Raw genomic sequence first — 26,509 nt, 5'->3', positions numbered from 1 at the left:
AATAGGCGTTTATTCCTGAAGCTGGCGCTTGAGCGATTCGACCTCGTCCGACAGCGCCGTGTCCTTGGAAACCAGGGCCTCGATCTTGCGCACGGCGTGCAGCACCGTGGTGTGGTCGCGCCCGCCGAAGCGGCGGCCGATTTCCGGCAGCGATCGCAGGGTCAGCGTCTTGGCGAGATACATCGCCACCTGGCGCGGACGGACCACGTTGGCGGTCCGGCGCGAGGACAAGAGGTCGGAGCGGCTGACATTATACTGCCGTGCCACCACGCGCTGGATGTCCTCGATCTTGATCCGCTTCGGCTCCTGCGGCCGGATCAGGTCGCGCACCTCGTGCTCCGCCATCTCCAGCGTCACCGGCCGGCTGTTGAGCTTCGAATGTGCGAGCAGGCGGTTGATCGCGCCTTCGAGATCGCGGCCGTTGTGGGTGATGGCGCGGGCCAGATAGGTCAGCACCTCCTCCGGCACCTCGAAGGTCGCATGATGGGCGCGGGCCGCGGCGACGCGCGACTTGAGAATGCCGTGTCGCAGCTCCTCGCCGAGCGAGGCCATCTCGACCACGAGGCCGCCGGCCAGCCGCGAGCGCACGCGGTCGTCGAGGCTTTCGAGATCGGACGGCGGACGGTCGGCCGCGATCACGACCTGGCGGCCGGCATCGATCAGCGCGTTCAGCGTGTGGCAGAACTCGGCCTGGGTCGACTTGCCCTGCAGGAACTGGAGATCGTCGATCACGAGCACGTCGATGCCGCGCAACGCTTCCTTGAAGGCGAGCGCCGTCTGCGTCTTCAGCGCGGCGACGAAGCCGTACATGAATTTCTCGGCGGTGAGATAAAGCACCTTGCGCTCGTTGCCGGAATTGCCGGCCCAGGTCACCGCCTGCAGGAGATGCGTCTTGCCGAGGCCGACACCCGCATGGATATAGAGCGGATTGAACATGACGGGATCGCCGCGACGACCCTCGGCGACCTGACGCGCAGCCGCATGCGCCAGCGTGTTGGAGCGACCGACGACGAAGCTCGCAAATGTCAGGCGCGGATCGAGCGGCGAGCCGCCGAGCGCATCATGATTGGCCGAGACCGGCGCGGTCGCGGTCGAACGCAGCTCCGGCGCAGGCGAGCGGCGCGTTTCGATCGGCGCGGGCGCTTCCTTCTGCTGAACCACGGGGCGCACGGCCGAGCGCACGGTGAGATCGATGCGATGCACTTCGGGCATCTCGGCCTGCCAGCACGACAGCACGCGCTCGGCATAATGGGCCTGGATCCAGCTCTTCAGGAAGCGGGTCGGCACCGACAGACGCACGCTCTCGTCCTGGACGCCTTCCAGATCCATGCGCGCAAACCAGCTCGTATAGACGTCCTCGCCAACGTTCGAGCGCAGCCGACTCTTCACGCGTGACCAGCGATCCTGTTCCGGGGTTGTCATCATTTGAGAACTTTTCTTGAGAGATAAGGTTGCGTGGTGAGCGCCATGCAGAGTTCCTGCCAGGGATGCCTGCCCAGGGATATTTGCAATGGCGGGACCTCAAGCGATTTCACCTGCAGGCATGGCTCGACCGTTCGGCGGAAACGCCGCGTCCGATCAGCAATGTCTAGAGATGGAGGGGTCGCGAGGTCAGCGCGTACTCGGCGCTCCGTGACACTCGGGAGGCTTGGTGTCCGACGGATCTAAAACGGCATCGCTGGAAGTCGAAATGCTGGAAGTCGAAATGTGTTTCAATACCGCGTTGAGTTCGTAAGACATGATACCTCCCCGTCCTGCCGTAATTGCTCACGACAAGGTCCTGCGTGTCTAAACGACACCCGCGTCTTAGTCGGATGCCTGCCCGTGTACTCGTCGTCCGCTCGGCTTCGCCATCATGCCTGTCGGGGCAGCTTTCAAGATGTCTCTTAAGCGCAAGAGATAGATCCCGCTTGGAGACATTCAGACAAAGAGCTACCGTCCCACATTGCTGTGGGTTTTGATCCGACAATCGCTTGTTGAAGCGCCGCCTACGTGCACATCGCCGCCGATTTGCACGCTCGCCCCGTTTCCGATACCGCGCTGGTCTCAAGATCGTGGGCGCCGCTGACCTCTTAAGGAATACACTATGCGGAAAGACTCGCAACGGAATTGATTCACACTTGAGGCATCAAAAATCTTGATCTGCGTTAACGCCACGCAGACTTGTGCACAGGCTTCAGAGCAAGTTTTTGGAATCGTGCTCAGAATCGAAGACGCCACGTTTGATGTGACAATTCTCCGCCACCGCCAAAAATTTTTTACAAAAGCGTCACGCGCGCGACGCGCGGGTGAATTTTCCAAATGCTTGGCGTCACTATGTCGATAAGTTGTTAGCGAGCCATCGTTTTTTGAGTCTCGTTTCACAGGGTAACTCCATCGCGTGACGCGATCCGGGGAAACTACGGTGTGCAGAACTCGCAGGCACACGAATTCAACTTGCGCCCGCCTCGCAGGGGCTTTTTGCACCGCGGTGGAAGTTTCCGCTGTTGCAAAACCATTCGCAGGTAAAACTACGGACGCATCATGGTGCAAACGCCGCAATCCTCCGATCGAAGGTCGTTCGAGGCGTGACTGCTTGCGTGACTATGACGGGCAACAAAAAAGCCCGGCGCGATGCCGGGCTGTTTGACGGGTGTGATGTGCGATGTGATCGCCCGATCGAATGACTCGACCGGACGGCGTGCCAGAACGCTCGCGAGTTTACTTGGCGAGCTTGGCGATCTGCGCGGTGAGCCGCGAGACTTTGCGGCTGGCATTGTTCTTGTGAATGATGTTTCGCTGCGCGGCGCGCATCAAAGCGGGCTCGGCATTCGCCAGCGCCGTCACGGCAGCGGCGCGGTCGCCGGTCTTGATGGCTTCTTCGACGTTACGCACGGCACCGCGCATCTGGGTGCGGCGCGACTTGTTGACGGCGGTGCGGCGGGCGATCTTGCGCGTCGCTTTCTTGGCGGAAGTGGTATTGGCCATGGTCTCAATGTCCTTTGCGGGTACCGGTCGCGTCTTGGTCGGGTAGCGCCGGCTTGCTTGACCGCGTAATCGACGCTCGGATTTAAGGTGTTCGGTTGCTAGGCCGTTCCCGGAACATGAGCGACAGCCTTTCGGCCGTCTCTGAGGCCCAAAGAGCCTGCATCTGCTCAAAGAACAGCGGCGGCAGGATTGCGCCCGCCGCCAGTTGGCGCCCTTATAGAGAGGGTCTTGGGCACCGTCAACGCTTTCCCGGGCTGGACAAGCAGCCCCTTAGGGCGCGGATGAGTGCCGTAACGCCCTGAAGAGGTTGAATTTCTGCCGTCTCCCTTGTATTGGCTGGCGGCGTTCCGAGGGTCGTCCGATCGGACGACCATAGAGGGTGAGGCATGATCCGCGGCTTTTTCCGACTGATTGGGCTGTTGCTGCTCGCCGGCGGGTTCATCTTCATGGTCTACGACGGCGCCCGCTGGGTGGCCGACCAGACCCTGCGGTTCACTCGCTTCGGCCAGTTCTGGAACGACATCAATCAGGCCAGCCAGACGGCATTCCGGACCTGGGTCGAGGCCAAGGCGCCCTGGCTCTGGACCTCGGTGATCCGCCTGGTGCTGGATCAGCCGGTTTTCGCCGTCCTCGGCATTCTCGGCATCCTCCTGATGATCCTGTTCCGCCCGCGCAAGCCGCTGATCGGCTATTCCCGGGATTGAACTTTTAATCCGCGCGACTCGAACCGGCGCGCGGGCGGCGTAACAGGGCTGCCCCTTTGCGCGTAAAGACCTATATTCCCAACTGATCACGAGCACGCCGCCTGAGCGCTTGGCTCATCGCCTTGGCTCAATAGCTTGTCCCAGGCGACCGACAGCTCGTTCTTGGAGATCCGTCCATGCTGTTCATGCGCAAGACCACCGCATTGCCGAGCGCCACGGAAGCGCTGCCGGGCCGTGCGCAAGCCATTCCGACCGCGACCATCCATTTCGTCAACGGCGCGAAGTTGCAGCCGCCTTATCCCGCCGGTCTCGAGCAGGCGGTGTTTGGGCTCGGCTGCTTCTGGGGCGCCGAGCGCAAGTTCTGGGAGCTCGGCGACGGCGTCTACGCCACCGCCGTCGGCTATGCCGGCGGCCACACGCCGAACCCGACTTATGAAGAGACCTGCTCGGGCCGCACCGGTCACACCGAAGTGGTGCTGGTCGTGTTCGATCCGACCAAGGTGTCGTACGAGAAGCTGTTGAAGACGTTCTGGGAGAGCCACAACCCGACGCAGGGCATGCGTCAGGGCAACGACGTCGGCACGCAGTATCGAAGCGCGATCTACACCTATTCAGACGCGCAGAAGAAAGCGGCCGATCAATCGAAGGCGCTCTATCAGAAGGCGCTTGCTGCAAAAGGTCTCGGCACCATCACCACCGAGATCGCACCCGCCGGCGAATTCTACTTTGCCGAGGACTATCATCAGCAATATCTGGCCAAGAATCCCGCCGGCTATTGCGGCCTGGGCGGCACCGGCGTCTCCTGCCCGATCGGAGTGGGCGTGAGCGCGTAAGTCTAACCACGAACTCGCTGCACCTCTCCCGCTTGCGGGAGAGGTCGATGCGCCTCGGGTGATGCGAAGCATCGTCCCGAGCGCGGCGGGTGAGGGCTCTTTCCTCTAGGGAACTGTCTCGTCGTGGAGGCACCCTCTCCCCAACCCTCTCCCGCAAGCGGGAGAGGGAGCGCACTGCACCCCTAGCCGCATCGCTGTGCTCATCCCGCCCCCTCAACGCTTTATTAACCATAACCGGTGCATCACTGGATCTGTCTCGTTTCGAGGGATAGGTCCGGTGCCGGTTGCACGCGCGTTTCGATGGTCGATTTCGGCAGTGTCTCTGGCAGCGTCCGCCGCGCTTGCCCTTGGCGGCTGCATGCAGACCGCCGGCCCCGTCGCGGTGATGCAGCCGCGCGCCGATCTCGACTCCATGGCCTATGGCCAGCCCTATTACGCGCCACAGCCGGTCGCGGTCGCCGACGGTGGCGGCGCCATCGGGGCGTTGCGCAATTCCTTTGCCTCTTCGCCTGCACCCATGCCGGTCGGTTATGCCGCACCGATGGCGGCGCCGGTCCGCTACGATTCCTCCTACCATCTCGACGCCGGCGACAGGCTGCGCGTCGTGGTCTATGGCCAGGAAGGTCTCACCAACAGCTACGCGATCGACGCCGGCGGCTCCATCACGATGCCGCTGATCGGCGGCGTGCCGGCACGCGGCCGCACTCCGGCGGGACTTGCGGGCGAGATCGCCGCGCGCCTGCGCAATGGCTACATCCGCGAACCTTCGGTCGCCGTCGAGATCGAGGCCTATCGCCCGTTCTTCATTCTCGGCGAAGTCTCCGCGCCCGGCCAGTATCCCTACGTGCCGAACATGACGGTCGAAAGCGCCGTCGCGATCGCCGGCGGCTTCTCGCCCCGCGCCAAGCGCGACGTGGTCACCGTCACGCATACCGAAGCCGGCGGAGCCATGCGCGCCGTGGTGCCGCTCGGCACCCCCTTGAGCCCCGGCGACACCGTGTTCGTCGGCGAGCGCTGGTTCTAGAGCGTTTTCGAGCGAAGTGGATACCGGTTCGCGTTAAGAAAACGCGTCAAAAATGAATCTAGAGCTTCGGCTCTGATGCAATCAGAACCGAAGCTCTAGCTCACCTTCTGAAATCCAGCCGCCCGTTCGGAAAACATCCGTCGATGCGCGCGGCATCGACCACGCGCCCGATCCATGGCCGCGTGATCGCGGGATTGGTTAGGTTGATGTATTTCCCCACCAGGCGCGCGCCCTCGCGCGCAGCATCGATCAGCCCGTGCCGTCGGCCGTGATCCCAATCGAAGCGCAGATAGATGCGTCCGCCTGCGACCCGCACCTCCGCGCGCCCGTCTTTCCACGTCTCCGGCGTATCGCCGGCGATGGTCGGATCGGCGCCGCCATTCCAGCGGCTGGCCCACGGGCCTTCCAGAGGATCGGACAGCGCCTGAATGTCTGCCCAATGCGCCGCGTTGTCGTCGGCCGCATCGCCCGAAAGTAAGGCGGTTGCGGCATAGTCCATGACGTCGCGATCATCAGGCGCGGGCACGTCCATGGTGCCGAACGGATTGCGGATGACGATGTTCGTATTGGCCTGCTGCATGACGATCTCCCGGCGTACGATGGCTTGATCAGCCAGCTCTATCGCCGGGCAGCAGGATGCAGCCACCCGATTCCTGCTCGCCATTGCGCGCCTGCGCCTGTCGGCGCATCCCGGAATGACAGCGAAGCCGCGCGCTACGATTTCAAATGCCTGGCGAAAAATTCCATGCTGCGCGGCCAGGCGATGTCGGCGCTCGCCTTGTCGTAGCTCGCCCGCTCATCGCAATGGAAGCCGTGCTGGGCGCCCGGATAGACGAAGACCTCGACGTCCGGCCGCTTCGTCTTGATGGTCTCGACGTCGGTCAGGGGAATGCCGGCATCCTTCTCGCCAAAATGCAGCTGCGTCGGCGCTTTTGGTGTCTCGTCAGCAAAGCGCACGACGGCGCCGCCGTAATAGCCGATAGCGGCATTCAGGCCCGACAGCCGCGTCGCCGCGACAAAGGCGACGCTACCGCCCAGGCAAAAGCCGATGATGCCAACCGGACCGACGCTCTTCACCGCATCGATCGCCGCCTGCGTATCGCGCAGCATCGCGTCCCAATCCGGACTGGCGACGAACTTGCGCGCTTCCGCGATCTCGTCAGGCGTGTAGCCGGACTGGAAGCCCGGCGAGGTCCGGTCGAAGATCGACGGCGCGATCGCGACATAGCCTTCCCCGGCGAGGCGATCGCAGACCGAGCGGATGTGATGGTTGACCCCGAAAATTTCCTGGATCACCACCACCGCGCCCTTCGCCGTGCCCGCGGGGTCAGCGCGATAGGCACTGAGCTGGAAATTATCGGAGGCCGTCAGCTTGATGTCTTGTCCCACGCGGGTTGTCCTTTTTGGGTTAGTCTTCGATTGCGGGTTCCGCTCGTTCCACAAACTCGTCATGCCCGGGCTCGTCCCGGGCATCCACGTTCTTGGTGAGGCAGGAAAGACCGTGGATGGCCGGGACAAGCCCGGCCATGACGATGTGGCAGCTTCAACGCATGATGGCGCAGAGAGGATTGCTCTGCGTCATGAAAAGCCACTCTCACTCCCACATCCAGTTCTCGCCGTAATCCTCCTTCCATCCCGCCAACCGGCCATGACGAAACTGCAGGAACAGGCGGTGACGGTTGGAGATCAGTCCGCTGCCGCCGATATTGCGAAGCGCGAGATAGATCTCGTTGCCGGGGCGGCCCCTCACATATTGCAGGGGTTGGCCGAGGGCGCGCGCGGTTTGCCCGGCATCCATGCCGAAGGCGAGCGGGGTGTTGTTCGACAAGGTCGCGACGAAGGGCAGGCGGGGCGGTGTCCCGCCGAATTGCTCGGCCTGCGCGGATACTGACAGCAACACCGCGCCCGCAGCCAACATCGCTCGCTTCATTGCCAGTGTTCCTGTCCGATCTATTCCGGCAAGTTCTTCAGGAAAGGCAGCACCGCGTCAACAAAAGCCTGCGGCTGATCGATGTTGACGGCGTGCCCGGCGGCGGGGATCACGGCCTTTTGTGCGCCGGGAATTTTCGCGGCCATATAGTCGGACGCGGCGAGAAACGGCGTGTCGTCGGCGCCGACCACGATCAGGCTGGGCACCTTGATCTCCGGTAGCAGCTCGATCACCTTCGCATCGCGCTGGGTCAGCATGCCGCGTGCGGCGAGCGCCAATCCCCTGGCACTGCGATGGTTCGCGGTGGCGCGCTCGCGCGTCGCCGCCTTCAGCACGTCGAGCCCTTCGCGATCGAGCTTGTCGGCAGTGGCGAGCGCCCGCGCATTCCAGGCCTCGCGTGCGTCATCTTTCTTGAAGCCCGGGCCGGTGTCGATAATCAGCAGCGCGCGGACGCGCTTTGGATGCGCGCGAGCGAAGGCGAGCGACATGTAGCCGCCGAGCGACAGTCCGCCGATGATGGCGCGCTCAGTGCCGACCGCATCGAGGATCGCCGCCATGTCGCCGACCGTGAGCGCTTCGCTGTAAGCGGCGGCATCGGCGGGATAGTCAGACTGGCCGTGACCGCGCATGTCCCACAAGATCAGCTTGTGATCCCTGGCAAGCGCCTCGACCTGCCCATGCCACATCGCCGAGGTCGAGGAGTAGCCGTGGGTGAGCAGCAGCGGCGGACCTTCGCCATGAACCTCGTAGTAGATTCCGACGCCGTCCCGATCGATCCCAGGCATTGCTTCCACCTTGTCATCTTGTTTCTTCGCTCATCCTAACGCGGTCGGTTACTCGGAGGAAACCGCCGTGACGCGATGGCCTGCATGCTTGGTGTGCACTCTGTTGCGTTCAGCCGCTGCATCACCGCCGGTCTCGCAACGCACAAGAAGCGCGCGCCGCGTTTGTTTCGATCGATTCCAAATTGCATTTGCCTCCGCGCCTGAACGCGATCATTCTTGCGGGCAAGGCTGGCGCCGGCCCGGTGGGCGTCCGCTACTCAAGTTGCCGCCGTAAGCGGCTTCATGCACCGGCAGGGGAAGACGCCTATGCCAACTCTCACCATCAACGGGCGGAGTCTGTCCGTGGATGCGGCGAATGACACGCCGCTCCTCTGGGCGATCCGCGAGCAATTGCAGATGACCGGCACCAAGTTCGGCTGCGGTGCCGGCCTGTGCGGGGCCTGCACCGTGCACGTCAACGGCGAAGCCGTGCGTTCGTGCCAGACCATGATCAGCGATGTCGCCGGCAAGAAGATCACCACCATCGAAGGCCTCGCTGCCAAGGGCGACCATCCCTTGCAGAAGGCATGGATCGCCGAGCAGGTTCCGCAATGCGGCTACTGCCAATCCGGGCAGATCATGCAGGCGGCATCGCTGCTGGCGAAGAATCCGAACCCGACCAAGGAAGAGGTCGTGGCGCATATGGACGGCAATCTCTGCCGTTGCATGACCTATTCGCGGATCCAGAAGGCAATCATGCGCGCCGCAACCGAGATGCGCACCGCATCCGCCTCCGGCAACGAGCGGAGGCCCACATGAATAAGCACATCAAGACCGTCACAGCCGAAACGACTGATCTTAGCCGCCGCTCCTTCCTGGTCGGCACCGCCGCCACCGGCCTCGTGCTCGGCTATGCCGGCGTGCCTGGCATCGGTGAGGCGCTTGCCGCGCCTTCGGCCTTCGAGCCGAGCGTGTGGTATGCGATCGCGCCCGATGGTCTCGTCACCGTCACCTGCGGCAAGGCCGACATGGGACAGCACATCGCCTCCACCATGGCGCAGATCGTCGCCGAAGAGTTAGGAGCCAAATGGAGCGACATGCGCGTTCAGCTTGCCTCCAACGATCCGAAGTTCAATGACCCCGTGTTGGGCGCACAGATCACCGGCGGCAGCTGGTCGACCATGATGAACTTCGACGCCATGAGCCGGGCTGGCGCAGCCGGGCGGATGGCGTTGAGCGAAGGTGCGGCTGCCGCGATGGGCGTGCCGGCGTCGGAACTCGTGGTGCGCGATTCCATGATCTCGCATCCGAAGTCGAAGAAGCAGATGTCGTTCGCCGATGTCGTCAAGAGCGGCAAGGCGACCAAAACCTTTACGCCGGACGAGCTCAAGGCGATCAAGCTGAAGACGCCGGATCAATACACCATGATCGGCGTGTCGGTGCCGCAGCTCGACATTCCCTCCAAGACCAACGGCACGGCCAAATACGGCATCGACGTAATGCTGCCGGGCATGGCCTATGCCGCGGTGGTGACGCCGCCGGTGCGCTTCGGCGCCACGGTGAAATCGGTCGACGACAGCGCCGCCAAGAAGGTGCCGGGCTTCATCAAGGCCGTCACCCTCGACGACAAGACCGGAACAACCTCGGGCTGGGTCGTCGCGGTCGCCAGCACCTATGCCAACGCCAAGAAGGCGGCGCAGACGCTCAAGATCGCCTATGACGGCGGCCCGAACGCGAAAGTGTCGAGCCAGTCGCTGCTCGACGAGGCCAAGCGGCTTCAGAAGCTGGAGGATTCCGGGCAATTCTTCGTCAAGGACGGCGATCCCGCGGCGGCGTTCGGCACGGCGACCAAGGTGCTGGAGGCGGAGTACACCACCAGCATCAACATCCACGCGCCGATGGAGCCGATGAACGCGACTGCGGAGTTCAAGGGCGACATCCTGCACATCTATTCCGGCAACCAGTTCGCGACGCGCTCCGGCGCGATCGCGGCAGGTGCGGCCGGGATCGATCCGAAGTTCGTCGTCATGCACCAGATGTGGCTCGGCGGCGGCTTTGGCCGCAGGCTCGATGCCGACATGATGATTCCGGCGGTGCAGGCGGCGAAGGCCATCGGCAAGCCGGTGAAGGTGATCTACACGCGCGAGAACGACATGACGATGGATTTCTCGCGTCCGCTCACCTATCAAAAAGTAAAGGCGGGCGTGGACGGCGACGGCAAGCTCGTCGCGCTCAGCCACGACGTGGTTTCGGCCTGGCCGACGGCTCGCTGGGGAATCCCCGATTTCCTGACGCCCTCGGTGGACAAGAAGGGTCCGCTCGATTCCTTCACGGTGAACGGGGCCGACTTCTTCTACACCGTGCCCAACCATCATGTGCGCGCGATCAAGAACGAGATGGCGCACAACGCCACGCCGTCTGGCCAGCTCCGCTCGGTGGCACCGGGCTGGACCTTCTGGGCGGTCGAAAGCATGATCGACGAGATCGCGGCTGCGGCGGGCAAGGACCCCGCGCAGTTCCGCATCTCGCTGCTCGACGGCGCCGGCAAGAACGACGGCGGCGCGCAGCGGCTCCGCAATACGCTGCTCGCCGCAATGGGCCTTGCCGGCTACGGCAGCAAGAAGCTGCCGAAGGGTGAAGGCATGGGCGTGGCCTGCGTCTCGTCGCAGGAACGCGCGACCGCAAGCTGGACGGCCTGCGTTGCCCATGTCGCTGTGGCGTCGTCGGGCGAGGTGACCGTGAAGAAGCTCACGGTCGCAACCGACGTCGGCACGCAGGTGCATCCCGACAACATCCGCGCTCAGGTCGAGGGTGCGGCGCTGTGGGGCCTGTCGCTGGCGATGTACGAGAAGGCGACCCTGAAGGACGGTGGCATCGAGCAGACCAATTTCGACAGCTACACGCCCTTGCGCATGAGCCAGGTGCCCGAGGTTGCGATCGCCGTGATCGCCAATGGCGAGAAGGCCACCGGCGTCGGCGAACCCGCGGTGACGGTGATCGCACCCGCGATCGGCAACGCCATCTTCAACGCCTCAGGCGCCCGCGTCCGGGCCCTGCCGATAACGGCCGAAGCCGTGAAGGGCGCAATGAAGGCGTAAGGCCGGTTGCGATTGTGACCTGACATGATCCGCCGGGGGGCAGCCTCCGGCGGATTCGTTTGAGCGTGATACACCGCATCCGCATATTCGCTGTCATGCTCCGCGACCCGGCTACGCCAAGGCTTCGCCGGGGTTCAGGTCCAGGGACGCCGAAGCTTTAGCGAAGGCGGCAAGCGGGGCATCCAGTACGCCGCGGCTTCTCGGTTCTAGTCGCGCCGTCTCGGCGTACTGGATCGCCCGGTCGGGCCGGGCGATGACGGCGGTGGGCGGGACGACCGTGCCCAAAATTTCCCTTTGTTATCAATGACCATTCTACTGTGCATGGGGTTGTTTTCGAGGTTTTGATTAGAGGCCACGGGAACCGAACTCCGTAAAATTGTCCACGATTCCGCAGGGTTCCATTGAGCACGCCTCTTAAGGGCCGGAGAACCTGATCCGGCTTAGGCTTTGGCCCGAAACACGCCCGTGCTCTTGGGGAAGCCATGAACGCCTCAGCCAAACCAGCCGCCAAACGCCGGCTTCTGCTCGCCTCCGACCGGAGCGACGAGAGCACCGAGCTCGCCAGCATCCTCAAGGCGGTCGGCGACGTTGCCACGGTGACGACGCAGGAGCTCCCCGAGCAGCCCTCGCGCGATCTCTCCGGCCTCGTGGTCGACATCAATTTGCGCTCGCCCGAGAGCGTGCAGCGGGTGCGCAACAAGCTGCGCGGCGACGCCTATCGCGCGATGCCTCGTCTGTTCGTGCTTGCGGACGCCCTGCATCACGGCACCATGCAAGCCTGGGCGCTGGGCGCCACCGACACCATCTCGCGGCCGCTTCAGCCCGAGGACATCCTGCAGCGCATCCGTGCGGCCTTCCCCGACACCGCCGTCTATGACGCGACCGATCGCGGCAAGACGCTCAACCGCGGCGTCGAGGCCGCGCACGCGGTGCTGAAGAAGATGTTCGAGAAGCTGCCGCTCGGCGTGCCCCTGACCTTCGACGATGTCATCGCCGCCGAGAGCAAGATCCTGAAGGCGATCAAGCACTCCTCGCTGCGCGAGTGGCTCACCACGGTGGGCTGCCACCATGTCGGCAGCTACCGCCACTGCCTGTTCGTGACCGGATTTGCGGTCTCCTTCGCCCAGCATCTCGGCATGCGCGAGGACGACCAGCGCCGGCTGACCCGTGCCGCGCTGCTGCACGACGTCGGCAAGGCCTTCGTCCCCTCCGCGTTGCTCGACAAGCCGGGCAAGCTCACCGACGAGGAGATGGCCGAAATCCGCCAGCATCCGCGCCGCGGCTATGACGCGCTCGCAGCGCAGGGCGGCTTCCCGCCGGAGATGCTGGACGTCGTGCTGCATCACCACGAATTCCTCGACGGCTCCGGCTATCCCAACAATCTCTCGTCGAACCAGATCAGCGATATCGTGCGGGTCACGACGATCGTAGACATCTACGCGGCACTCGTGGAGAAGCGCGCCTATCGCATGCCCTTCACCCACGCGCGAGCGTTTGCGATGATGGAAGGCATGGGCGGCAAGCTGGACCAGCAGCTGTTGCAGGCGTTCCGCCCGGTGGCGCTGGGATCGTTCTGAACTCGGTGTCGTAGCCGTAGGGTGGGTTAGCGTAACCCACCATGCTTCCGCATTTGCCGGACGAACTTGGTGGGTTACGCCTTCGGCTAACCCACCCTACTTTACGCCTCACCCCACCATCTTCCTCAACTCCGCCTTCGCCACCTTCTCCAGCGTCGAGCGCGGCATGTCGTCGACGAAACGGATCTCGCGCGGCACCTTGAAGTCGGCGAGGCCGGCGCGGCAGGCGGCCATCACCGCCTCGTGCAGATCGGGCCGCGCACCCGCGACGCCGCCCTGCGGAATGATGAAGACGACCGGCACCTCGTCCAGCATCGGGTGCGTCTTCGCCACCACGGCGGCCTCGCGCACGCCGGGGACGACTGCGACCACCTGCTCGATCTCGGACGCGGCGACGTTCTCGCCGCCGACCTTGAGCATGTCCTTGCTGCGGTCCCCGAAGCGGATGTAGCCGTTCTCCAGCCGCACCACGCGATCACCGGTGAGAAAGAAGCCGTGCTCGTCGAAGCTTTCGCGGGTCGCCTTCTCATTGTGCAGATATTCGGCGAACAGCGACAGGCCGACGATGCCCTTGATCGAGAGGTTGCCGGTGTCGCCGACCTCGGTCGGCCTGCCGTCGTCGTCGGTGATGCGGATCTGATATTCGCTCGCGGCGCGGCCGATCGACATCGGAATGTTGGGCTGGTCGATCTCGCCGACGATGCCGTGGGTGATGGTCTCGGTCATGCCCCACCAGCCGATCATCTTGACGCCGAAGGCGGCGAAGGCCGGCGGTTCGTTGATCGCGGTGCCCCACAGACGGAATTTGTGATCGCGCGGGATTTCCTGCTCGAGCAGCGCCTTCATGCAGAACGGGATCGTCGAGGTCCAGGTCGAGCCGTGCTCGCGCGCGGCGCCCCAGAACCGGCTGGCGGAAAAGCGCGGCTGGATCACGCAGGTGGCACCGACCCAAAGCGTCGCCAGCATCGAATAGGCCAGCGCGTTCGTATGGAACAGCGGCAGATAGGTCTGATGCACGTCGCTTGCGTGCAGGTCCTCGTGCGCGGCGTTGATCTTGGCGCCCCACAGCGCGTTGGCGTGGGTCCACAGCACCGCCTTGGGGCGCGATGTCGTGCCCGAGGTATATTGCACGCTGCACGGCGCGAGCGGATCGGTCGCGCGCCTGGGACGGTCGGCACTGTCGGCGAACAACTCCTCAAAGCTGTCGCTGCGCGAAACCGGTTTTGCGGGCGCCGCGCCCGAATCATGCGAGGTCACCGCCATCCAGCGGATGTTGCGGCAGTTCTGTGCGACGATCTCGGCATAGGCCGGCTGCGTGATCGCGGCGACCGCGCCGCAATGATCGGCAAAATAGTCGAGCTCGGCCGGTGCCGAGCGTGTGTTGGTGGTCACCGCGATCGCGCCCAACTCGACACACGCGAACCAGGCCAGCAGCGCCTCGATGCAATTGTCGAGGTGAATGAGCACATACTCGCCCGGCTTGACGCCGCGCTTCGCCAGTCCCGCCGCGAGCGCCCCGACCCGCTCGTGAAACTCGCCATAGCTCCAGCGCCGCGCGGGCGCGTCGAACGGCGCCCAGATCAGGAATGGATGCGAGCTGCGCACCTCAGCCCGCATCTTCAGCAGCCAGGGCACGTCGAGCCCGTCGAACGGGCCCACGATTCCGGCGGCGGTTTGTTGAACTGGCATGGCTCCTCCCGTGCAGCCTGCATCTTGCCGGCGGCTGCGTTTTCTTTATTGCGTCTTCCTGCTCTCTCCGCCGTCATTGCGAGCGTAGCGAAGCAATCCAGAATCCCTCCCCGGAGACAGTCTGGATTGCTTCGTCGCAAGGGCTCCTCACAATGACGGTGCGTGGGGCGGGCGACTTGGCCTTACCGGCCGTCAGTCCTCATAAGACGAAATCTCGATCAGGCTGCCATCCGGATCCCTGCAATAGACCGAGCGCAGGGTGCCGCGGGCGCCCTGCTTGGGAACCGGGCCCTCTTCGATCGCGACGCCATGTGCCTTCAAATGCGCCACCACCTCGTCGGGGCTGGCGGAGGTGAGGAAGCACAGATCCTCGCTGCCGGCGGTCTGGTGGTCCGCGGTGAACCACTCCACCTTGTCGGCATCGCGAGGCCGGACGTTGATCTTCTGGTTACCGAATTGTAGCGAAGTCCGCGGCGCTTTGCCGCCGCCGGGGTCGAACACCTTGACTTCCATGCCGAGAATCTTGCCGTACCACGCGGCGGTCACTGCGACGTCCGCGACGTTGATCACGAGATGATCGAGGGCTTCGACCTTGACCGCCATGCCTTATCCTTTCGTCGCGATGCGCCCCGTGCACTTTCCGCCTGCGGCAAGCTTTGTTACAAGCGCGCCGACGCCATTTTCAAGCTATCTGGCTTCAAGAACAACACTTGGGAGAACCCTTGAGATGATCACTCGCCGTACCGCGCTGAGCCTGCTCGCCGCCAGTCCGCTTGCAGCCAGCCCGCTGTCGAAGGCGCTTGCCGCCGACTACCCGACCCACCCGGTGAAATGGGTGGTCGGTTATCCGCCGGGCGGGGCCACCGACATCCTGGCGCGGCTGATCGGTCAGCGGCTGTCGGAGAAGTTCGGCCAGCAATTCGTGATCGAGAACAAGCCGGGTGCCGGCAACAATATCGCCACCGAATCGGTCGTCAACGCCGAGCCCGACGGCTACACGCTGCAACTGGTCAATCCGGCCAACTACATCAACGCCTCGCTCTACACCAATCTGAAGTTCAACTTCGTGCGCGACATCGCGCCGGTCGCCTCGTTCCAGCGCGTGCCGAACGTGATGACCGTCAACAAGGACGTGCCGGCCAAGACCGTCGCCGAATTCATCGAATACGTGAAGGCGAATCCCGGCAAGGTCAACATGGCCTCCTCCGGCAACGGCACCTCGGTGCATCTGTCCGGCGAGATGTTCATGGCGCTGACGGGCTGCAAGATGCAGCACGTGCCCTATCGCGGCGCCGCGCCCGCGATCACCGACATGCTCGGCGGCCAGGTGCAGGTGATCTTCGACAACATGCCCTCGATCATCCAGCACATCCGGTCCGGGGCGCTCCGCGCCATCGGCGTCACCACGGCGGAGCGCTCGCCGCAGCTGCCCGACGTGCCGGCGATCGGCGAGACGGTGAAGGGCTACGAGGCGAGCGCGCTGTTCGGCATGGGGGCGCCGAAGAACACGCCCAAGGAGATCATCGCCAAGCTCAACAGCGAGATCAACACGCTGATAAAGGAGCCGGACATGGCCAAGCGCCTGGTCGAACTCGGCGGCGAGCCGCGGGCGCAGACGCCCGAGGCGTTCGGCGAGGAGATCAAGGCCGAGACCGAGAAATGGAAGAAGGTCGTCGAGTTCGCCGGCCTCAAGGTCGAGTAGCGATCTTGTGATGTCCGTGATCGAAGCCCTGCCCGTTCGGCAGGGCTTTTTTCTTGCGTATCAAGGTTTCTTGCACGCCAACGCCGTCGATCTGGAATAAAACGGCGTGACGAAACCTGATGCTATATGGCGCGTATCTCGCGCTGTGAGGATAGGAGTTGGGATCATGCGCAAGACGCAATTGGCACTGCTGGGCCTCGGCGCCACACTCCTTGCCGGCTTCTCCGCCGTCACGCCCGCAGCGGCGCGCGACTATCCCTGGTGTGCCCAGGGCGGTGAGTATGACTATCCGGGCGAATGCTCCTACAGCACCTATGAACAATGTCAGGCTAGCGTGTCCGGCCGACTGCTGTACTGCGATCGCAATCCCCGCTTTGCCTACAGCCAGGTTTCGCCGGCGCAACCGCGGCCGCACCGGCGATCGCGGCCCGTCGCGCCGTACTAGCGAGCTGGCTGATTTCAGCCCGGACAGAGCGCTTCGTATAGGCCCAACCGCTCCATCCGGCCTGCGTTGCGGCTACCGCTTCGCGTCGGCCTGCTCGATCCCGTTGCACGAGATCAGCATCGTATAGGGCCGCGCGTTGCCCGCGATGTCGGTGGTCTTGATCTCGCCCTTCGGCTCGGCAGTCTGGTAGGGCACCACGGAGTTGTCGAGGAAATCGCGCAGCGCGCCGGTCTTGATCGCGAAATTGATGTTCTCGGGGATGTTGCCGGTCGCGGCCGCGACCCGTAATCCGTCCAGCTTTCCCGTAACGACGCCGACGATCTGCCCGGTCGTGTCGAACAGCGGGCCGCCGCTATTGCCGGGCTGCACCGGCGCACTGATTTGCAGGAAACGCGAATCGTTCCGCATGCCGCTGAGCGAGCTGACGATGCCGGTCGTCACGGTGAAGTCCGAAGTCAGCAGCCCATGGAAGGGAAAGCCGATCGCGACGACGGAATCGCCGGAGCGGATCGAGCGGTCGCGGATCCGGGCGAACTCCTTGAACGTGGTCGTCGACGGCGCCTGCAGCAACGCGAGGTCGTTGTTGGCGTCGCTCGACACCACGCGCAACACCATTCCGGCTTCACCCGTGAGATTGCCCTTGATGTCGCCGACGCAGCCATTGATCACATGGTTATTGGTGACGACGTGCCCGCTGGCACTCACGACAAAGCCGGTACCGCTTTTGGCTCTGGCGGGCTTGCTCGCCGACGGGGATGCCTGTTTGTCGGGCGCGGCCTGCGGCTTTGCCGCAACCTTCGTAAAGTCTCCAGCCTTGCTCAGCCCGTCGGCTTTGACCTTGGTGACGCAATTGGCCAACGCCGCGATCACGGGCCCGGCTGAGGTCAGGTCGAAGTTCAGGACGGTGCGGCCGCTCGTCGCCACCATCAGGCTCGCCTTCTGAAACGTTCGTACCACGTTGGCAGGCATGACGGAGCTGAGCATGTTCGTCTGGTTGGCCGTGGCGAACAGTCTGGCCTGCTCCTGTCCGTCAAAGATGACGTCGATCGCGGCGTTCTCGCCCTTGGTGAAGCGGTAGCTGGGACTCGCAAAGCTCAATATCCACGAGCCCCCAGAATTCTGGCCGACGACGAGGATGACGCCGTTGGCATAAGGCGCCGTCGCGGCACAATGCGAGAAGGCTCCCGTTTCGTCATTGCTGAACGCGCCGCCGACCCAGTTGCCGATTTTTACGCTGCCGAATGGCCCGGCCGCGTGCGCTGCGGTAACGACGCCAAGCTGCAATAAAGACGCAACGATGAATGACTTAAGCCACATACTTTCCCCCAGAGCGCATTCGCGCGCATCTTATCTGTGGCAGGAGGTGACGCGCAACCGGCAGTTGTCCGGCGAGGGACCAGTGTTGAGAGGCGACGTTCGGGCTTGCCTTTACTTTGCGATCCGATATACTTTGCAATACAAAGTAACGGGGCCGATATTCCCGGCAAGCATGGGCGGAGCGAGGTTTTGGCGTTGCCAATGCGCGATCTCGACAAGGCACTGGCCGACATCGTGGCGATCCGCAGCCAGATTGCGGCCGGCACGGCATTCCGCGGCTACGGCCCGGCGACGATGGCCGCGACCGGCGCGGTCGCGCTTCTCACCGCGATCCTGCAATTCTGGTTGCTCGATGATCCCACCGGCGAGCCGCTCGGTTTCTTCTTCGGGTGGTTCATAGCCGCCGCGCTCTCCGGCCTGATCATCGGCGTCGAGATGCGCGCACGTTCGCGCCGCCATCATTCAGGCCTCGCCGATGCAATGATCCACCAGGCAGTCGAGCAGTTCCTGCCCGCAGGCGTTGCCGGTGTGCTGCTTGCAGTGGTGATGTGGAAGTTCGCGGGCGAAACGCTGTGGCTGCTGCCCGGCCTGTGGCAGATCCTGGTGTCGCTCGGCATTTTCGCCTCCGTCCGCTCGCTGCCACGCACCGTTGCGCTCGCCGGCGCCTGGTACTTCATGTCCGGCTTCGCGGTGGTCGTGCTCGCGAGCCAAACCCACACGCTGTCGCCATGGACCATGGGCCTGCCTTTCTTGATCGGGCAGTCGGTGATGGCAGGCATTCTTTATTTCGCATCCGGAGACCATGATGTCGAAGACTGACAGCGCACCCTTCTCTTATGAAGGACTGGACCGCGTGATCCACGAAAAGGCGAGGCTCGGACTTCTGACCTCGCTGATGGCGCATCCGAAGGGTCTGGCGTTCGCCGATCTCAAGCAGCTCTGCGGCCTCACCGACGGCAATCTCAGCCGGCATCTCGCCGTGCTCCAGGAAGCCGGCCTCGTCGAGGTGACCAAGGGCTATGAGGGCAATCGCCCGCACACGACCTGCCGCCTGACCAAGGCCGGCCGCCGCCGCTTCCTCGATTATCTCGCCGTGCTCGAACGCCTGGTGCGCGACGCCGCCAAGGCCGCCGGCCGCGAGACGGCGCCGTTCGGCCGTCTCGGTATCGTCTCGACCTGATCCTCTTCCCTTTTTTGACCGGAGACTTTGCAATGCAAAGTGACCTTGCGTCCCGCAACGAGAAGCTTCACGTCGGCATCATCATGGACGGTAACGGCAGATGGGCGACGCGGCGCGGCCTGTCGCGCGTGCGCGGCCACGAGGCCGGCGTCGAGGCGATCCGCCGCATCGTCGAAGCCGCGCCCAAGCAGGGCATCGGCACGCTGACGCTCTACGCCTTCTCGACTGACAATTGGCGAAGGCCGAAGGCCGAGGTCGGCGCGCTGATGACGCTTCTGCGCTTCTATCTCGCCAACGAGGTGCAGAGCCTGGTCAAGAACGGCGTGCGCCTCACCGTGATCGGCCGCCGCGACCGCCTGCCCGACGGCATTGCCAATGCGATCGCGCGAGCGGAAGGCGCCACCGCGGAGGGCAGCACGCTTCATCTGCGCATCGCCGTCGATTATTCCGCGCGCGATGCCATCCTCAACGCGGCCGCGAAGGCGGCGGCGCTGACGAGTCTCACCCGCGAGGCGTTCTCGCAGCTCGTCACCGGAGAAGCTGGTTTGCGCGACGTCGACCTCATCATCCGCACCTCGGGTGAGAAACGGCTGTCGGACTTCCTGCTCTGGGAAGGTGCCTATGCCGAGCTGCACTTCACCGAGCGGATGTGGCCCGAATTCGACGCGGGCGATCTCGCCGCGGCCCTGGCCTCCTTCCACGGCCGCGAGCGCCGCTTCGGCGGCCTGCAGGCGATCGTGCCGGAGGAGGTGCCGTCACTCTCTCGCGTGTGACGCCCGGCACTGAGGAGCGAACTGTTCGTTTTCGGCCGCAAGATTGGCGGCAATGTCCAAGCGGTCAGCGCGCGGTCTCGGTTAGGTGTGCATTCGATGCAACCTGCCGAGAGCCTCGCGCATGTCACAGTTATTGCTGGATGCCGTTGTCGAGTCGGTCGAAGGAGGCGCGGTCCGTATCAGGCCGGCCAGCGCGTCCGATGTCGAGAGCCTCTCGATCTATTTCACGGGCCTCTCCACGACATCGCGCAACAAGCGTTTCATGGGTGCGCGGGCGGACTTTGCCGTGGTCGCGGCCGAATGCGTCGCCAGGACCAGCCATCCCGATCAGTTCACCCTGCTCGCCGAGATCAGGCAGGAAGGGCGAGGCACGATCATCGGCGAAACCAGATACGCCTACGATGCGGCTGCACGGCATGGTGATTTCGCCATCTCGGTTGCCGATGGCTTTCAGCGCAAGGGCGTCGGCCTCCGGATGATGACGGCCTTGGAGAGGCACGCGAGCGATCTCGGTCACGAGATGATTGCAGCAGAGACCGCGCGCGTGAACGCCGAGATGCGCGGCCTTGCGAAGAAGGCGGGGTTCGAGGATACCGGTCTGGGAGACTGGCAGTCGGTCCACCTGGCGAAGCGTTTGTCGCGGCTGCGGGGCTTGCCACAAATTTGAGCAAGCGCGCGACGCCGATCGTGCCCTACTATCTCCCTGCGGCGGGAGCTTTGGTCGGATGCGCGCAGTTCTGGATTATTGCACCGGTGGGACAGAGCGGCAGGTTGTGGCCGGCACGATTATCGTCGCCGAGGGCGGCACCACCGGCCATCTTTATGTGCTGATGCAGGGCAAGCTCGAAGTGCTCAAGGGCGAGATGGTGGTCGCCACCGTGGTCGAGCCCGGTGCGGTGCTGGGCGAAATGTCGGTGCTGCTGGGACAGCCGCACACTGCGACCGTACGGGCCTGCTCCGACTCCATCGTTTACGAATTCGAGGATGCCGCCTCGTTCCTCAAGCAGGAGGCGGGCGTGGCGCTTCTGATCGCCAAGATGCTGGCGCAGCGGCTCAATGTCGCCAACACCTATCTCGCCGATCTCAAGCAGCAATATGCCGGCCACGGCACGCATCTGGCCATGGTCGGCGAGGTGCTCCAGAGCATGATCAACCTGCCGCCGCTCGAGGTCTCGCCAGGCTCGGATCGGCAATCCGATCCAAGAATGTGAGCCAGTCGGGCGGCGCCTCGATCGGAGCGGCGGGCCGCTTCAGCGGCGCGCCAAGATCGATCGATTGCGCCTCACCGGCCGCAAGCCAGAACGCCCTGTCCGCATCGAGGTCCAGCACGATATATGTCGGCGGACGGCCGGGTTGCAGGCCGGTGTTGAAGACCCAGGTCTGGCCGAGCCGGTCGAACCACGAGCCATCGGTAATGAACGGCGACTGATGCACATGGCCCGAGATCACCATCGAGGGCTGGTACTGCATGATCCATTGCACCAGCTCGACGTCGCCGAAAAAACGCTTGCCGCCCCAGCTCGTCGGTGAATCCGCCGGCGGCGCATGATGGATCCAGATCCAGCGCTGCGGCCGGCCGGCCGCGGCGGCGGCGAGCTGCGCGACGAGGCGCTGCTTGACCAGCGGCCCATCCCACCATGGGCACACCGTGAACAGCGTGTCGCCGACGGTGAGGCTGTCACCGTCGCAGGCAACGCCCAACTCGCGCACCTCCGAGATCCAGCGCGAGATCTTTTCGCCTTCCGCATTGCGCTCGTCGAGATCGTGATTGCCCGAGCAGAGGATCACGCTTGTCTTCGCGGCGAGCAGGGCGAGGTATTTCTTCACCACCACGATCTGCGCGCGAAAATCCACCATCGAGCCAATGTCGAGCGCATCGCCGGCGAAGATCACGAGGTCGAATTGCGGAGCGGCGCTGACGAGCCAGTCGAGCTGAGGCAGCGAATAGTGCAGGTCGGCCACGACCAGGCAGCGCATTGGAAATCCACGGGTGAGACGTCAAAAATGTTCGGGATTGCAAAATATCTGAACGCAAGAAGCGGACCAGTGGCATTTCTTGCCAATTCAACGCGGGCAGTATGCTGCGGCCCATCCGCGGGTGCAAGCATCGAAGCGTTGCCGGGCTGGACCGGATCATCGAATTCTGATGTCGTAGCGTATCCTCAACAGCTCGTGCCCCCAACAGCTCGTCTCCCAATGACCTCCTTCAAGACCATTCGTGCTCGCGCCGAAAAACGCAAGGGCGGGCCCAAGGCGCTCGAAAAGCTGATGCCCGAAAAGCCCGACTTGAAGGGCCTCGCCAAACGTGGAGACGACCGCATCCTCGCAGAGATGACGAAGCGTGTGTTTTGCGCCGGCTTTGCCTGGAGCGTGATCGAGAAGAAATGGGACGGGTTTGAAGACGCCTTCCTGCGTTTCCAGCCGGCCAAGCTCACCTTTCAGCCGGAGGATTATTGGGAGGGCCTGCTGCGCGACGCGCGCATCGTGCGCAACGGTGCCAAGATCATGTCAGTGCGCGACAACGCCGCCTTCGTCCAGGAGATCGCAAAAGAGCACGGCAGCTTCGGCAGGTTTTTGGCGAAATGGCCGCCGTCCGACCAGATCGGCCTGCTCGATCTCCTGAGCAAACGTGGCAGCCGGTTAGGAGGGAATACCGGCCAGATGCTGCTGCGGTTCGTCGGCTGGGACGGCTTTGTGACGTCCAGGGACGTCGTGGCGTGCCTGCGCGATGCCGGTCTCGACATTGGCGAAGAGGTCAAGTCGAAGGGCGATCTCGCCAAGGTGCAGGCGCAGTTCAACGCCTGGGCCGAGGAGACCGGGCTGTCCTACACATATCTGTCACGCATCTGCGCGCTGTCTGTCGGCGAGAACAGAAGCGAGTAGCGAATTCGGCTCTTGGAATGTCGAATCATGTGCGTCCTGTGGCGATCTCGTGCCGCAAGCGCGGCAGACGCGACGCGCGATCACGAAATGCATTCCTCAGGAACATTTGTGCGCAGCACCCGTTCGGGACATTGAGCCAGGCGAACATCGGCGCAGGGAACGCCCGCTCTGGCTCAGCTCAATGAAACCGACGTGACAGAAACGGAGCAGCTCATGAAGCTCACATCCGAACAGGTGAAGCAGACCGTCAACCAGCTCGGCGCTCAGGTGCTGCCCGACGAGCATCCCGCCATGCCGCAGCTCAACAGCATGTTCGGCGAGCACACTTTCTTCGTCGATGAGACGGGGCTGAAGGTCGTCGAGCCCACGGCACCGCCCGGCACGGAGCGCCAGAGCGGCGAAGTCGTCAGCCTCGCCGATTGGGGCGATTCCGAGCTGACCCGCCTGATGGCGCACGAGCCCGAGCCGACCGGCGTGATCGTGGTGTTCGAGCACGTGAGGCATTGATCGGCCCGTCGGATCGACCTTCGGTGGCGAGTCTGAAAACCCGCCACCGTACACTCACGGCGAGCGCGCTCTGCGCGCCTGTCGGCGTTCGCCAAAAGCCCGTCAGTTCGGTTCAGATGCCGAGAGTCAGCTGCGGCTCCGCATCGTCCCCGACCTGGAGGGAAGACAGCGAGACCCCCAGCAGCCTGACGCTCTTGGGCAGCGGCATCTCGACTTCGAGCAGGCCGCAAGCCAGGCGCTCCAGATCGTCCCGGCCTGCGACCGGTGAAGGGGCGGACCTGCTGCGCGTGATGATCTCGAAGTCGGCGAATTTGATCTTCAAAGTGACGGTGCGGCCACGGCTGCCCGTCGCCTCGCAGTGGCGCCACACCTTGTCGACGAGCGGCTTGAGCTCGGCGACCAGCGCGTCGAATTCGGTGAGATCGTTTGAAAACGTGGTCTCCGCGCCGATGGACTTGCGGACCCGGTTGGCCCGGACCGGCCGTTCGTCGACACCGCGCGCGATCCAGTAGTAATAGGCGCCCGACTTGCCGAAATTCGCATTCATGAACTCCAGCGTCTGACGACGAATATCGAGACCGGTGAACATGCCGAGCGCGTTCATCTTCGCGCCCGTGGCCGGGCCTATCCCGTGGAATTTTCCGACCGGAAGCGTCTCGACGAAGGCGGGTCCCATCTCCGGTGAGATCACGAATTGACCGTTGGGCTTGCGATGGTCGGAGGCGAGCTTGGCCAGGAACTTGTTGTAGGAGATGCCGGCCGAAGCGTTGAGGCCCGTCTCGGCCTTGATCCTCTCGCGGATCCTAAGTGCGATATCGCGCGCCAGCGGGATGCCTTGCAGATTCTCCGTCACGTCGAGATAGGCCTCGTCGAGCGACAACGGCTCGATGATCGGGGTGTGCTCCGCGAAGATGTCGCGGATCTGCCTAGAGATCGCCTTGTAGACCTCGAAGCGCGGCTTGACGAAGACCAGATCGGGACATTGTCGCTTCGCCGTCACGGATGGCATGGCGGAGCGAACGCCGAACTCGCGGGCCTCATAGCTGGCGGCCGCGACGACGCCACGTTCTGCGGAGCCTCCGACCGCGACCGGCTTTCCGCGCAGCTCCGGATGATCGCGTTGTTCCACGGACGCGTAGAAGGCATCCATGTCGATATGGATGATCTTGCGGACGGGCGAGGCTTCGCCGGTCGCCGTGTCGGATTCGCTCATGGCAGGATGATACAATCGAGCGGCGTGAAGTGCGAGGTGAGGGGTGATTCACAGAGCAATCTCAAGCTTGTGAGTGGCAAGCATGGGCATGCGCTCTAATATGAGCCTGCGGAGGACAGCCCATGCAATACAGCTCCGAACTCATTCGAACGATGCGTCAGGCGCTGGAGGCCGTGATGGCGAGCGTGCCGCCCGATCAATCGGTCTTCGGCCTGAAAGCGGCCGTAGCCGAATGCATCCTGAAGACGGCCGCACACGGTCAGACGTCTTACGACGGACTGGTCACGTCGGCTTCCGACCAGGTCCAGGCGATCATCTCGATGCTGACGTGAGGGTCGGCTCGGTGGAGCAGGCGATGACTCCAGCTTGCATTGGAAGAGACTGGCGCACCCGACACGATTCGAACGTGTGACCTTTGCCTTCGGAGGGCAAGGGTGAATAAATTACCCTTGCTTACCTGAAATCTCTTGGAATTGATCGCCCTCAGATATAGGCTGAAAGCAGCCTGATTTGGGGGCTACGGTCGTTGCTCCGAGTTTCCCTCGTTTTCCGGCGCCTGCTTACCCGGTGCTTACCTGAGGGAAAATTGCCCAAGCTGACTAAACGCATCGTCGATGCCGCGGAAACGACCGGCAAGGACCTGTTCCTCTGGGAAGAGGAATTGCCAGGGTTCGGCCTGCGCGTCAAAAAAAGCGGCGCGAAGTCCTTTGTGCTCCAGTACCGGAATGCCAACGGCCGCAGCCGGCGGCTGACGCTGGGCCGATATGGCGTTCTGACTCCTGAGGAAGCCCGTCGGGACGCCAAGCTCGCGTTGGCGGACGTCGTCAGGGGCTCGGATCCCGTAGAAAGCAAAAAGCTCGCCCGCGGCGCCATGACTCTAGAGGAACTCTGCCGGGAATACCTCGAGAAGGCCGAGCGCGGCTTGATCCTGACGCGGCGGGGCGAGACCAAGAGCAAGACGACCCTCTACAGCGACAAGGGGCGCATTGAGCGGCACATCATCAAGCTCGTTGGCAAGAAGACGGTGAAAGGGTTCACCCCCACCGATGCCAAGGGCCTTCAGCGCGACATCATCGCCGGGAGGTCCGCAACCGACGTGAAGACCAAGAAGCGTGGCCGCGCGATTGTGACGGGCGGAAAGGGGACAGCTGCCCGGACCATGGGCCTTCTCGGCGGGATCTTCAGCTACGCTGTTGATGAAGGCTACCGGCCAGACAATCCCATAAGTGGCATTAGGCGGCCAAAGGACCAAACGCTCGAGTGGCGCCTGGATGATGCGGGCTATCGTCGCTTAGGTAAATGCCTCACCACCGCAGAGGCGAATGGGGAGCATTGGCAGCCGATCCTAGCGAGCAGAGCCGCTGCGATGACAGGCTGCCGTCTGGATGAGGTCGAAGGCCTGCTCAAGACTGAAGTAGACCCTGTCGGGTTGGCACTTCGACTCGGCGACAGCAAGACCGGCAAAAGCATCCGGCCTGTGGGGCCAGCCGTTATTGCCGTTCTGAAGGCGGCAATGGCCAAGTCGAAATCTAAGTTCGTCTTCCCCGCCGTCACGACCGACTCAAAGCACCACACTGGTCTAACCCGCTGGTTGAAGAAGGTCTCTGCCAAAGATGTGCCGGGGATTACCTGCCACGGGCTGCGGCACTCGTTCAGCTCGACGGCCGAGGATATCGGATATTCGATCCCGACCATCAAGGCGCTGATCGGGCATTCGAGGGCCAGTGTCACGGAAGGTTATATTCATAAGATCGATTCGGCGCTCCTCGCGGCAGCCGACCGGATCGCCAGACACATCGACGATGCTATGGCCGGGAAGAAGCAAGGCAAGGTCGTCCAGCTTCGAAAGGCCTGATCAATCGGCGCGGCTAGGGTAGCTCCCGAAAAGCTGGTCCGCACCAGC

Annotated in this window: 28 protein-coding genes; 17 read left to right on the top strand and 11 right to left on the bottom strand. The window is 63.6% G+C overall.

Features of this window, described 5'->3' with window-relative positions; genetic code table 11:
• Nucleotides 1-9: 9 nt before the first annotated feature.
• Nucleotides 10-1,422: a chromosomal replication initiator protein DnaA gene (gene dnaA / locus AC0L27_RS27170; RefSeq protein ID WP_275169143.1), complete on the bottom strand. Its 1,413-nt coding sequence runs from the start codon at nt 1,420-1,422 to the stop codon at nt 10-12.
• A gap of 1,278 nt (nt 1,423-2,700) precedes the next feature.
• On the bottom strand, nt 2,701-2,967 hold the full coding sequence (gene rpsT / locus AC0L27_RS27165; protein WP_007598259.1) for a 30S ribosomal protein S20: 267 nt from the start codon (nt 2,965-2,967) through the stop codon (nt 2,701-2,703).
• Between the two features lie 386 nt (nt 2,968-3,353).
• Between rpsT and AC0L27_RS27160 the strand changes: the two genes are divergently transcribed.
• The 3 genes from AC0L27_RS27160 (at nt 3,354) to AC0L27_RS27150 (ending at nt 5,528) form a co-directional block, all read left to right on the top strand.
• Nucleotides 3,354-3,671, top strand: a complete 318-nt coding sequence (locus AC0L27_RS27160; protein ID WP_007616084.1) for a hypothetical protein — start codon at nt 3,354-3,356, stop codon at nt 3,669-3,671.
• 176 nt (nt 3,672-3,847) lie between these two features.
• Nucleotides 3,848-4,504 carry a peptide-methionine (S)-S-oxide reductase MsrA gene (gene msrA, locus AC0L27_RS27155; RefSeq protein ID WP_354205797.1) on the top strand — a complete coding sequence of 219 codons (657 nt, stop codon included), beginning with the start codon at nt 3,848-3,850 and terminating at the stop codon, nt 4,502-4,504.
• A 277-nt stretch (nt 4,505-4,781) separates the two neighbouring features.
• On the top strand, nt 4,782-5,528 hold the full coding sequence (locus AC0L27_RS27150) for a polysaccharide biosynthesis/export family protein (protein ID WP_354064467.1): 747 nt from the start codon (nt 4,782-4,784) through the stop codon (nt 5,526-5,528).
• A 100-nt stretch (nt 5,529-5,628) separates the two neighbouring features.
• On the opposite strand, the gene AC0L27_RS27145 is transcribed toward AC0L27_RS27150, so the two are convergent.
• From AC0L27_RS27145 to AC0L27_RS27130, 4 genes are all read right to left on the bottom strand, one after another.
• Nucleotides 5,629-6,108, bottom strand: coding sequence for a hypothetical protein (locus tag AC0L27_RS27145; RefSeq protein ID WP_354205800.1), 480 nt, complete (start codon nt 6,106-6,108; stop codon nt 5,629-5,631).
• A gap of 134 nt (nt 6,109-6,242) precedes the next feature.
• Complete coding sequence (locus AC0L27_RS27140; RefSeq protein ID WP_354205802.1) at nt 6,243-6,917, bottom strand: dienelactone hydrolase family protein; 675 nt, start codon at nt 6,915-6,917, stop codon at nt 6,243-6,245.
• A 205-nt stretch (nt 6,918-7,122) separates the two neighbouring features.
• On the bottom strand, nt 7,123-7,458 hold the full coding sequence (locus AC0L27_RS27135; RefSeq protein ID WP_007598242.1) for a hypothetical protein: 336 nt from the start codon (nt 7,456-7,458) through the stop codon (nt 7,123-7,125).
• 20 nt (nt 7,459-7,478) lie between these two features.
• Nucleotides 7,479-8,243, bottom strand: coding sequence for an alpha/beta fold hydrolase (locus AC0L27_RS27130; protein WP_354205804.1), 765 nt, complete (start codon nt 8,241-8,243; stop codon nt 7,479-7,481).
• A gap of 306 nt (nt 8,244-8,549) precedes the next feature.
• Here AC0L27_RS27130 and AC0L27_RS27125 point away from each other — a divergent pair, with 306 nt between their 5' ends.
• The 3 genes from AC0L27_RS27125 (at nt 8,550) to AC0L27_RS27115 (ending at nt 12,897) form a co-directional block, all read left to right on the top strand.
• On the top strand, nt 8,550-9,041 hold the full coding sequence (locus AC0L27_RS27125) for a (2Fe-2S)-binding protein (RefSeq protein WP_275168695.1): 492 nt from the start codon (nt 8,550-8,552) through the stop codon (nt 9,039-9,041).
• Nucleotides 9,038-11,320: a xanthine dehydrogenase family protein molybdopterin-binding subunit gene (locus tag AC0L27_RS27120; RefSeq protein ID WP_473320871.1), complete on the top strand. Its 2,283-nt coding sequence runs from the start codon at nt 9,038-9,040 to the stop codon at nt 11,318-11,320. The genes AC0L27_RS27125 and AC0L27_RS27120 overlap by 4 nt, the downstream gene beginning before the upstream one ends.
• Before the next feature lie 482 nt (nt 11,321-11,802).
• Nucleotides 11,803-12,897 (top strand): HD-GYP domain-containing protein, encoded by a 1,095-nt coding sequence (locus AC0L27_RS27115; RefSeq protein ID WP_007616064.1) that lies wholly within the window; start codon nt 11,803-11,805, stop codon nt 12,895-12,897.
• A gap of 108 nt (nt 12,898-13,005) precedes the next feature.
• On the opposite strand, the gene AC0L27_RS27110 is transcribed toward AC0L27_RS27115, so the two are convergent.
• The gene (locus AC0L27_RS27110; protein ID WP_354205809.1) at nt 13,006-14,586 is read right to left on the bottom strand and encodes an ATP-dependent acyl-CoA ligase; all 1,581 of its coding nucleotides are present in this window, start codon (nt 14,584-14,586) and stop codon (nt 13,006-13,008) included.
• Nucleotides 14,587-14,778: 192 nt separating this feature from the next.
• A complete protein-coding gene (locus AC0L27_RS27105) occupies nt 14,779-15,189 on the bottom strand; it encodes a VOC family protein (protein WP_275168687.1) in 411 nt (136 codons plus the stop codon).
• Nucleotides 15,190-15,313: 124 nt separating this feature from the next.
• On the opposite strand from AC0L27_RS27105, the gene AC0L27_RS27100 reads away from it, so the two are divergent.
• Together AC0L27_RS27100 and AC0L27_RS27095 are read left to right on the top strand one after the other, a co-directional pair.
• Nucleotides 15,314-16,288: a Bug family tripartite tricarboxylate transporter substrate binding protein gene (locus tag AC0L27_RS27100; RefSeq protein ID WP_027514642.1), complete on the top strand. Its 975-nt coding sequence runs from the start codon at nt 15,314-15,316 to the stop codon at nt 16,286-16,288.
• 166 nt (nt 16,289-16,454) lie between these two features.
• A complete protein-coding gene (locus AC0L27_RS27095) occupies nt 16,455-16,733 on the top strand; it encodes a DUF3551 domain-containing protein (RefSeq protein WP_473320867.1) in 279 nt (92 codons plus the stop codon).
• Nucleotides 16,734-16,805: 72 nt separating this feature from the next.
• Here the strand turns inward: AC0L27_RS27095 and AC0L27_RS27090 are convergent, their stop codons facing one another.
• On the bottom strand, nt 16,806-18,050 hold the full coding sequence (locus tag AC0L27_RS27090) for a S1C family serine protease (RefSeq protein ID WP_354205813.1): 1,245 nt from the start codon (nt 18,048-18,050) through the stop codon (nt 16,806-16,808).
• A 201-nt stretch (nt 18,051-18,251) separates the two neighbouring features.
• Here AC0L27_RS27090 and AC0L27_RS27085 point away from each other — a divergent pair, with 201 nt between their 5' ends.
• The 5 genes from AC0L27_RS27085 (at nt 18,252) to AC0L27_RS27065 (ending at nt 21,214) form a co-directional block, all read left to right on the top strand.
• On the top strand, nt 18,252-18,869 hold the full coding sequence (locus AC0L27_RS27085) for a hypothetical protein (RefSeq protein ID WP_354064488.1): 618 nt from the start codon (nt 18,252-18,254) through the stop codon (nt 18,867-18,869).
• Nucleotides 18,856-19,230, top strand: a complete 375-nt coding sequence (locus AC0L27_RS27080) for a transcriptional regulator (protein WP_354064490.1) — start codon at nt 18,856-18,858, stop codon at nt 19,228-19,230. The genes AC0L27_RS27085 and AC0L27_RS27080 overlap by 14 nt, the downstream gene beginning before the upstream one ends.
• Before the next feature lie 32 nt (nt 19,231-19,262).
• On the top strand, nt 19,263-20,003 hold the full coding sequence (locus AC0L27_RS27075) for a di-trans,poly-cis-decaprenylcistransferase (RefSeq protein ID WP_354064492.1): 741 nt from the start codon (nt 19,263-19,265) through the stop codon (nt 20,001-20,003).
• A 121-nt stretch (nt 20,004-20,124) separates the two neighbouring features.
• The gene (locus tag AC0L27_RS27070) at nt 20,125-20,670 is read left to right on the top strand and encodes a GNAT family N-acetyltransferase (protein ID WP_354205816.1); all 546 of its coding nucleotides are present in this window, start codon (nt 20,125-20,127) and stop codon (nt 20,668-20,670) included.
• A 58-nt stretch (nt 20,671-20,728) separates the two neighbouring features.
• Complete coding sequence (locus tag AC0L27_RS27065; RefSeq protein WP_354205818.1) at nt 20,729-21,214, top strand: Crp/Fnr family transcriptional regulator; 486 nt, start codon at nt 20,729-20,731, stop codon at nt 21,212-21,214.
• Here AC0L27_RS27065 and AC0L27_RS27060 read toward each other — a convergent pair.
• Nucleotides 21,153-21,980, bottom strand: a complete 828-nt coding sequence (locus AC0L27_RS27060) for a metallophosphoesterase family protein (protein ID WP_354205820.1) — start codon at nt 21,978-21,980, stop codon at nt 21,153-21,155. The two genes, AC0L27_RS27065 and AC0L27_RS27060, sit on opposite strands and share 62 nt — an antisense overlap.
• 219 nt (nt 21,981-22,199) lie before the next feature.
• On the opposite strand from AC0L27_RS27060, the gene AC0L27_RS27055 reads away from it, so the two are divergent.
• On the top strand, nt 22,200-22,886 hold the full coding sequence (locus AC0L27_RS27055; RefSeq protein ID WP_354254642.1) for a DNA-3-methyladenine glycosylase I: 687 nt from the start codon (nt 22,200-22,202) through the stop codon (nt 22,884-22,886).
• A 213-nt stretch (nt 22,887-23,099) separates the two neighbouring features.
• On the top strand, nt 23,100-23,393 hold the full coding sequence (locus AC0L27_RS27050; RefSeq protein ID WP_007598221.1) for a hypothetical protein: 294 nt from the start codon (nt 23,100-23,102) through the stop codon (nt 23,391-23,393).
• Nucleotides 23,394-23,505: 112 nt separating this feature from the next.
• Here the strand turns inward: AC0L27_RS27050 and dinB are convergent, their stop codons facing one another.
• On the bottom strand, nt 23,506-24,606 hold the full coding sequence (gene dinB / locus AC0L27_RS27045; protein WP_354254640.1) for a DNA polymerase IV: 1,101 nt from the start codon (nt 24,604-24,606) through the stop codon (nt 23,506-23,508).
• Between the two features lie 122 nt (nt 24,607-24,728).
• On the opposite strand from dinB, the gene AC0L27_RS27040 reads away from it, so the two are divergent.
• Together AC0L27_RS27040 and AC0L27_RS27035 are read left to right on the top strand one after the other, a co-directional pair.
• On the top strand, nt 24,729-24,938 hold the full coding sequence (locus tag AC0L27_RS27040; RefSeq protein ID WP_275168672.1) for a hypothetical protein: 210 nt from the start codon (nt 24,729-24,731) through the stop codon (nt 24,936-24,938).
• Between the two features lie 254 nt (nt 24,939-25,192).
• Nucleotides 25,193-26,461 (top strand): tyrosine-type recombinase/integrase, encoded by a 1,269-nt coding sequence (locus tag AC0L27_RS27035; protein WP_473320859.1) that lies wholly within the window; start codon nt 25,193-25,195, stop codon nt 26,459-26,461.
• Nucleotides 26,462-26,509: the final 48 nt, after the last annotated feature.

Source organism: Bradyrhizobium sp. Ken51, assembly GCF_055807435.1.
Note: the sequence above shows the minus strand (reverse complement) of the source record. Positions and strands in the feature narration are given on the sequence as shown.

Coding starts and splice junctions, on each gene's coding strand:
- AC0L27_RS27065 (WP_354205818.1), top strand. CDS start 20,729: ATGCGCGCAGTTCTGGATTATTGCACCGGTGGGACAGAGCGGCAGGTT.
- AC0L27_RS27130 (WP_354205804.1), bottom strand. CDS start 8,243: ATGCCTGGGATCGATCGGGACGGCGTCGGAATCTACTACGAGGTTCAT.
- AC0L27_RS27070 (WP_354205816.1), top strand. CDS start 20,125: ATGTCACAGTTATTGCTGGATGCCGTTGTCGAGTCGGTCGAAGGAGGC.
- AC0L27_RS27040 (WP_275168672.1), top strand. CDS start 24,729: ATGCAATACAGCTCCGAACTCATTCGAACGATGCGTCAGGCGCTGGAG.
- msrA (WP_354205797.1), top strand. CDS start 3,848: ATGCTGTTCATGCGCAAGACCACCGCATTGCCGAGCGCCACGGAAGCG.
- AC0L27_RS27100 (WP_027514642.1), top strand. CDS start 15,314: ATGATCACTCGCCGTACCGCGCTGAGCCTGCTCGCCGCCAGTCCGCTT.
- AC0L27_RS27095 (WP_473320867.1), top strand. CDS start 16,455: ATGCGCAAGACGCAATTGGCACTGCTGGGCCTCGGCGCCACACTCCTT.
- AC0L27_RS27125 (WP_275168695.1), top strand. CDS start 8,550: ATGCCAACTCTCACCATCAACGGGCGGAGTCTGTCCGTGGATGCGGCG.
- AC0L27_RS27055 (WP_354254642.1), top strand. CDS start 22,200: ATGACCTCCTTCAAGACCATTCGTGCTCGCGCCGAAAAACGCAAGGGC.
- dnaA (WP_275169143.1), bottom strand. CDS start 1,422: ATGACAACCCCGGAACAGGATCGCTGGTCACGCGTGAAGAGTCGGCTG.
- AC0L27_RS27120 (WP_473320871.1), top strand. CDS start 9,038: ATGAATAAGCACATCAAGACCGTCACAGCCGAAACGACTGATCTTAGC.
- AC0L27_RS27105 (WP_275168687.1), bottom strand. CDS start 15,189: ATGGCGGTCAAGGTCGAAGCCCTCGATCATCTCGTGATCAACGTCGCG.
- AC0L27_RS27110 (WP_354205809.1), bottom strand. CDS start 14,586: ATGCCAGTTCAACAAACCGCCGCCGGAATCGTGGGCCCGTTCGACGGG.
- AC0L27_RS27115 (WP_007616064.1), top strand. CDS start 11,803: ATGAACGCCTCAGCCAAACCAGCCGCCAAACGCCGGCTTCTGCTCGCC.
- AC0L27_RS27160 (WP_007616084.1), top strand. CDS start 3,354: ATGATCCGCGGCTTTTTCCGACTGATTGGGCTGTTGCTGCTCGCCGGC.
- AC0L27_RS27080 (WP_354064490.1), top strand. CDS start 18,856: ATGTCGAAGACTGACAGCGCACCCTTCTCTTATGAAGGACTGGACCGC.
- AC0L27_RS27060 (WP_354205820.1), bottom strand. CDS start 21,980: ATGCGCTGCCTGGTCGTGGCCGACCTGCACTATTCGCTGCCTCAGCTC.
- dinB (WP_354254640.1), bottom strand. CDS start 24,606: ATGAGCGAATCCGACACGGCGACCGGCGAAGCCTCGCCCGTCCGCAAG.
- AC0L27_RS27050 (WP_007598221.1), top strand. CDS start 23,100: ATGAAGCTCACATCCGAACAGGTGAAGCAGACCGTCAACCAGCTCGGC.
- AC0L27_RS27145 (WP_354205800.1), bottom strand. CDS start 6,108: ATGCAGCAGGCCAATACGAACATCGTCATCCGCAATCCGTTCGGCACC.
- AC0L27_RS27090 (WP_354205813.1), bottom strand. CDS start 18,050: ATGTGGCTTAAGTCATTCATCGTTGCGTCTTTATTGCAGCTTGGCGTC.
- rpsT (WP_007598259.1), bottom strand. CDS start 2,967: ATGGCCAATACCACTTCCGCCAAGAAAGCGACGCGCAAGATCGCCCGC.
- AC0L27_RS27075 (WP_354064492.1), top strand. CDS start 19,263: ATGCAAAGTGACCTTGCGTCCCGCAACGAGAAGCTTCACGTCGGCATC.
- AC0L27_RS27085 (WP_354064488.1), top strand. CDS start 18,252: ATGCGCGATCTCGACAAGGCACTGGCCGACATCGTGGCGATCCGCAGC.
- AC0L27_RS27135 (WP_007598242.1), bottom strand. CDS start 7,458: ATGAAGCGAGCGATGTTGGCTGCGGGCGCGGTGTTGCTGTCAGTATCC.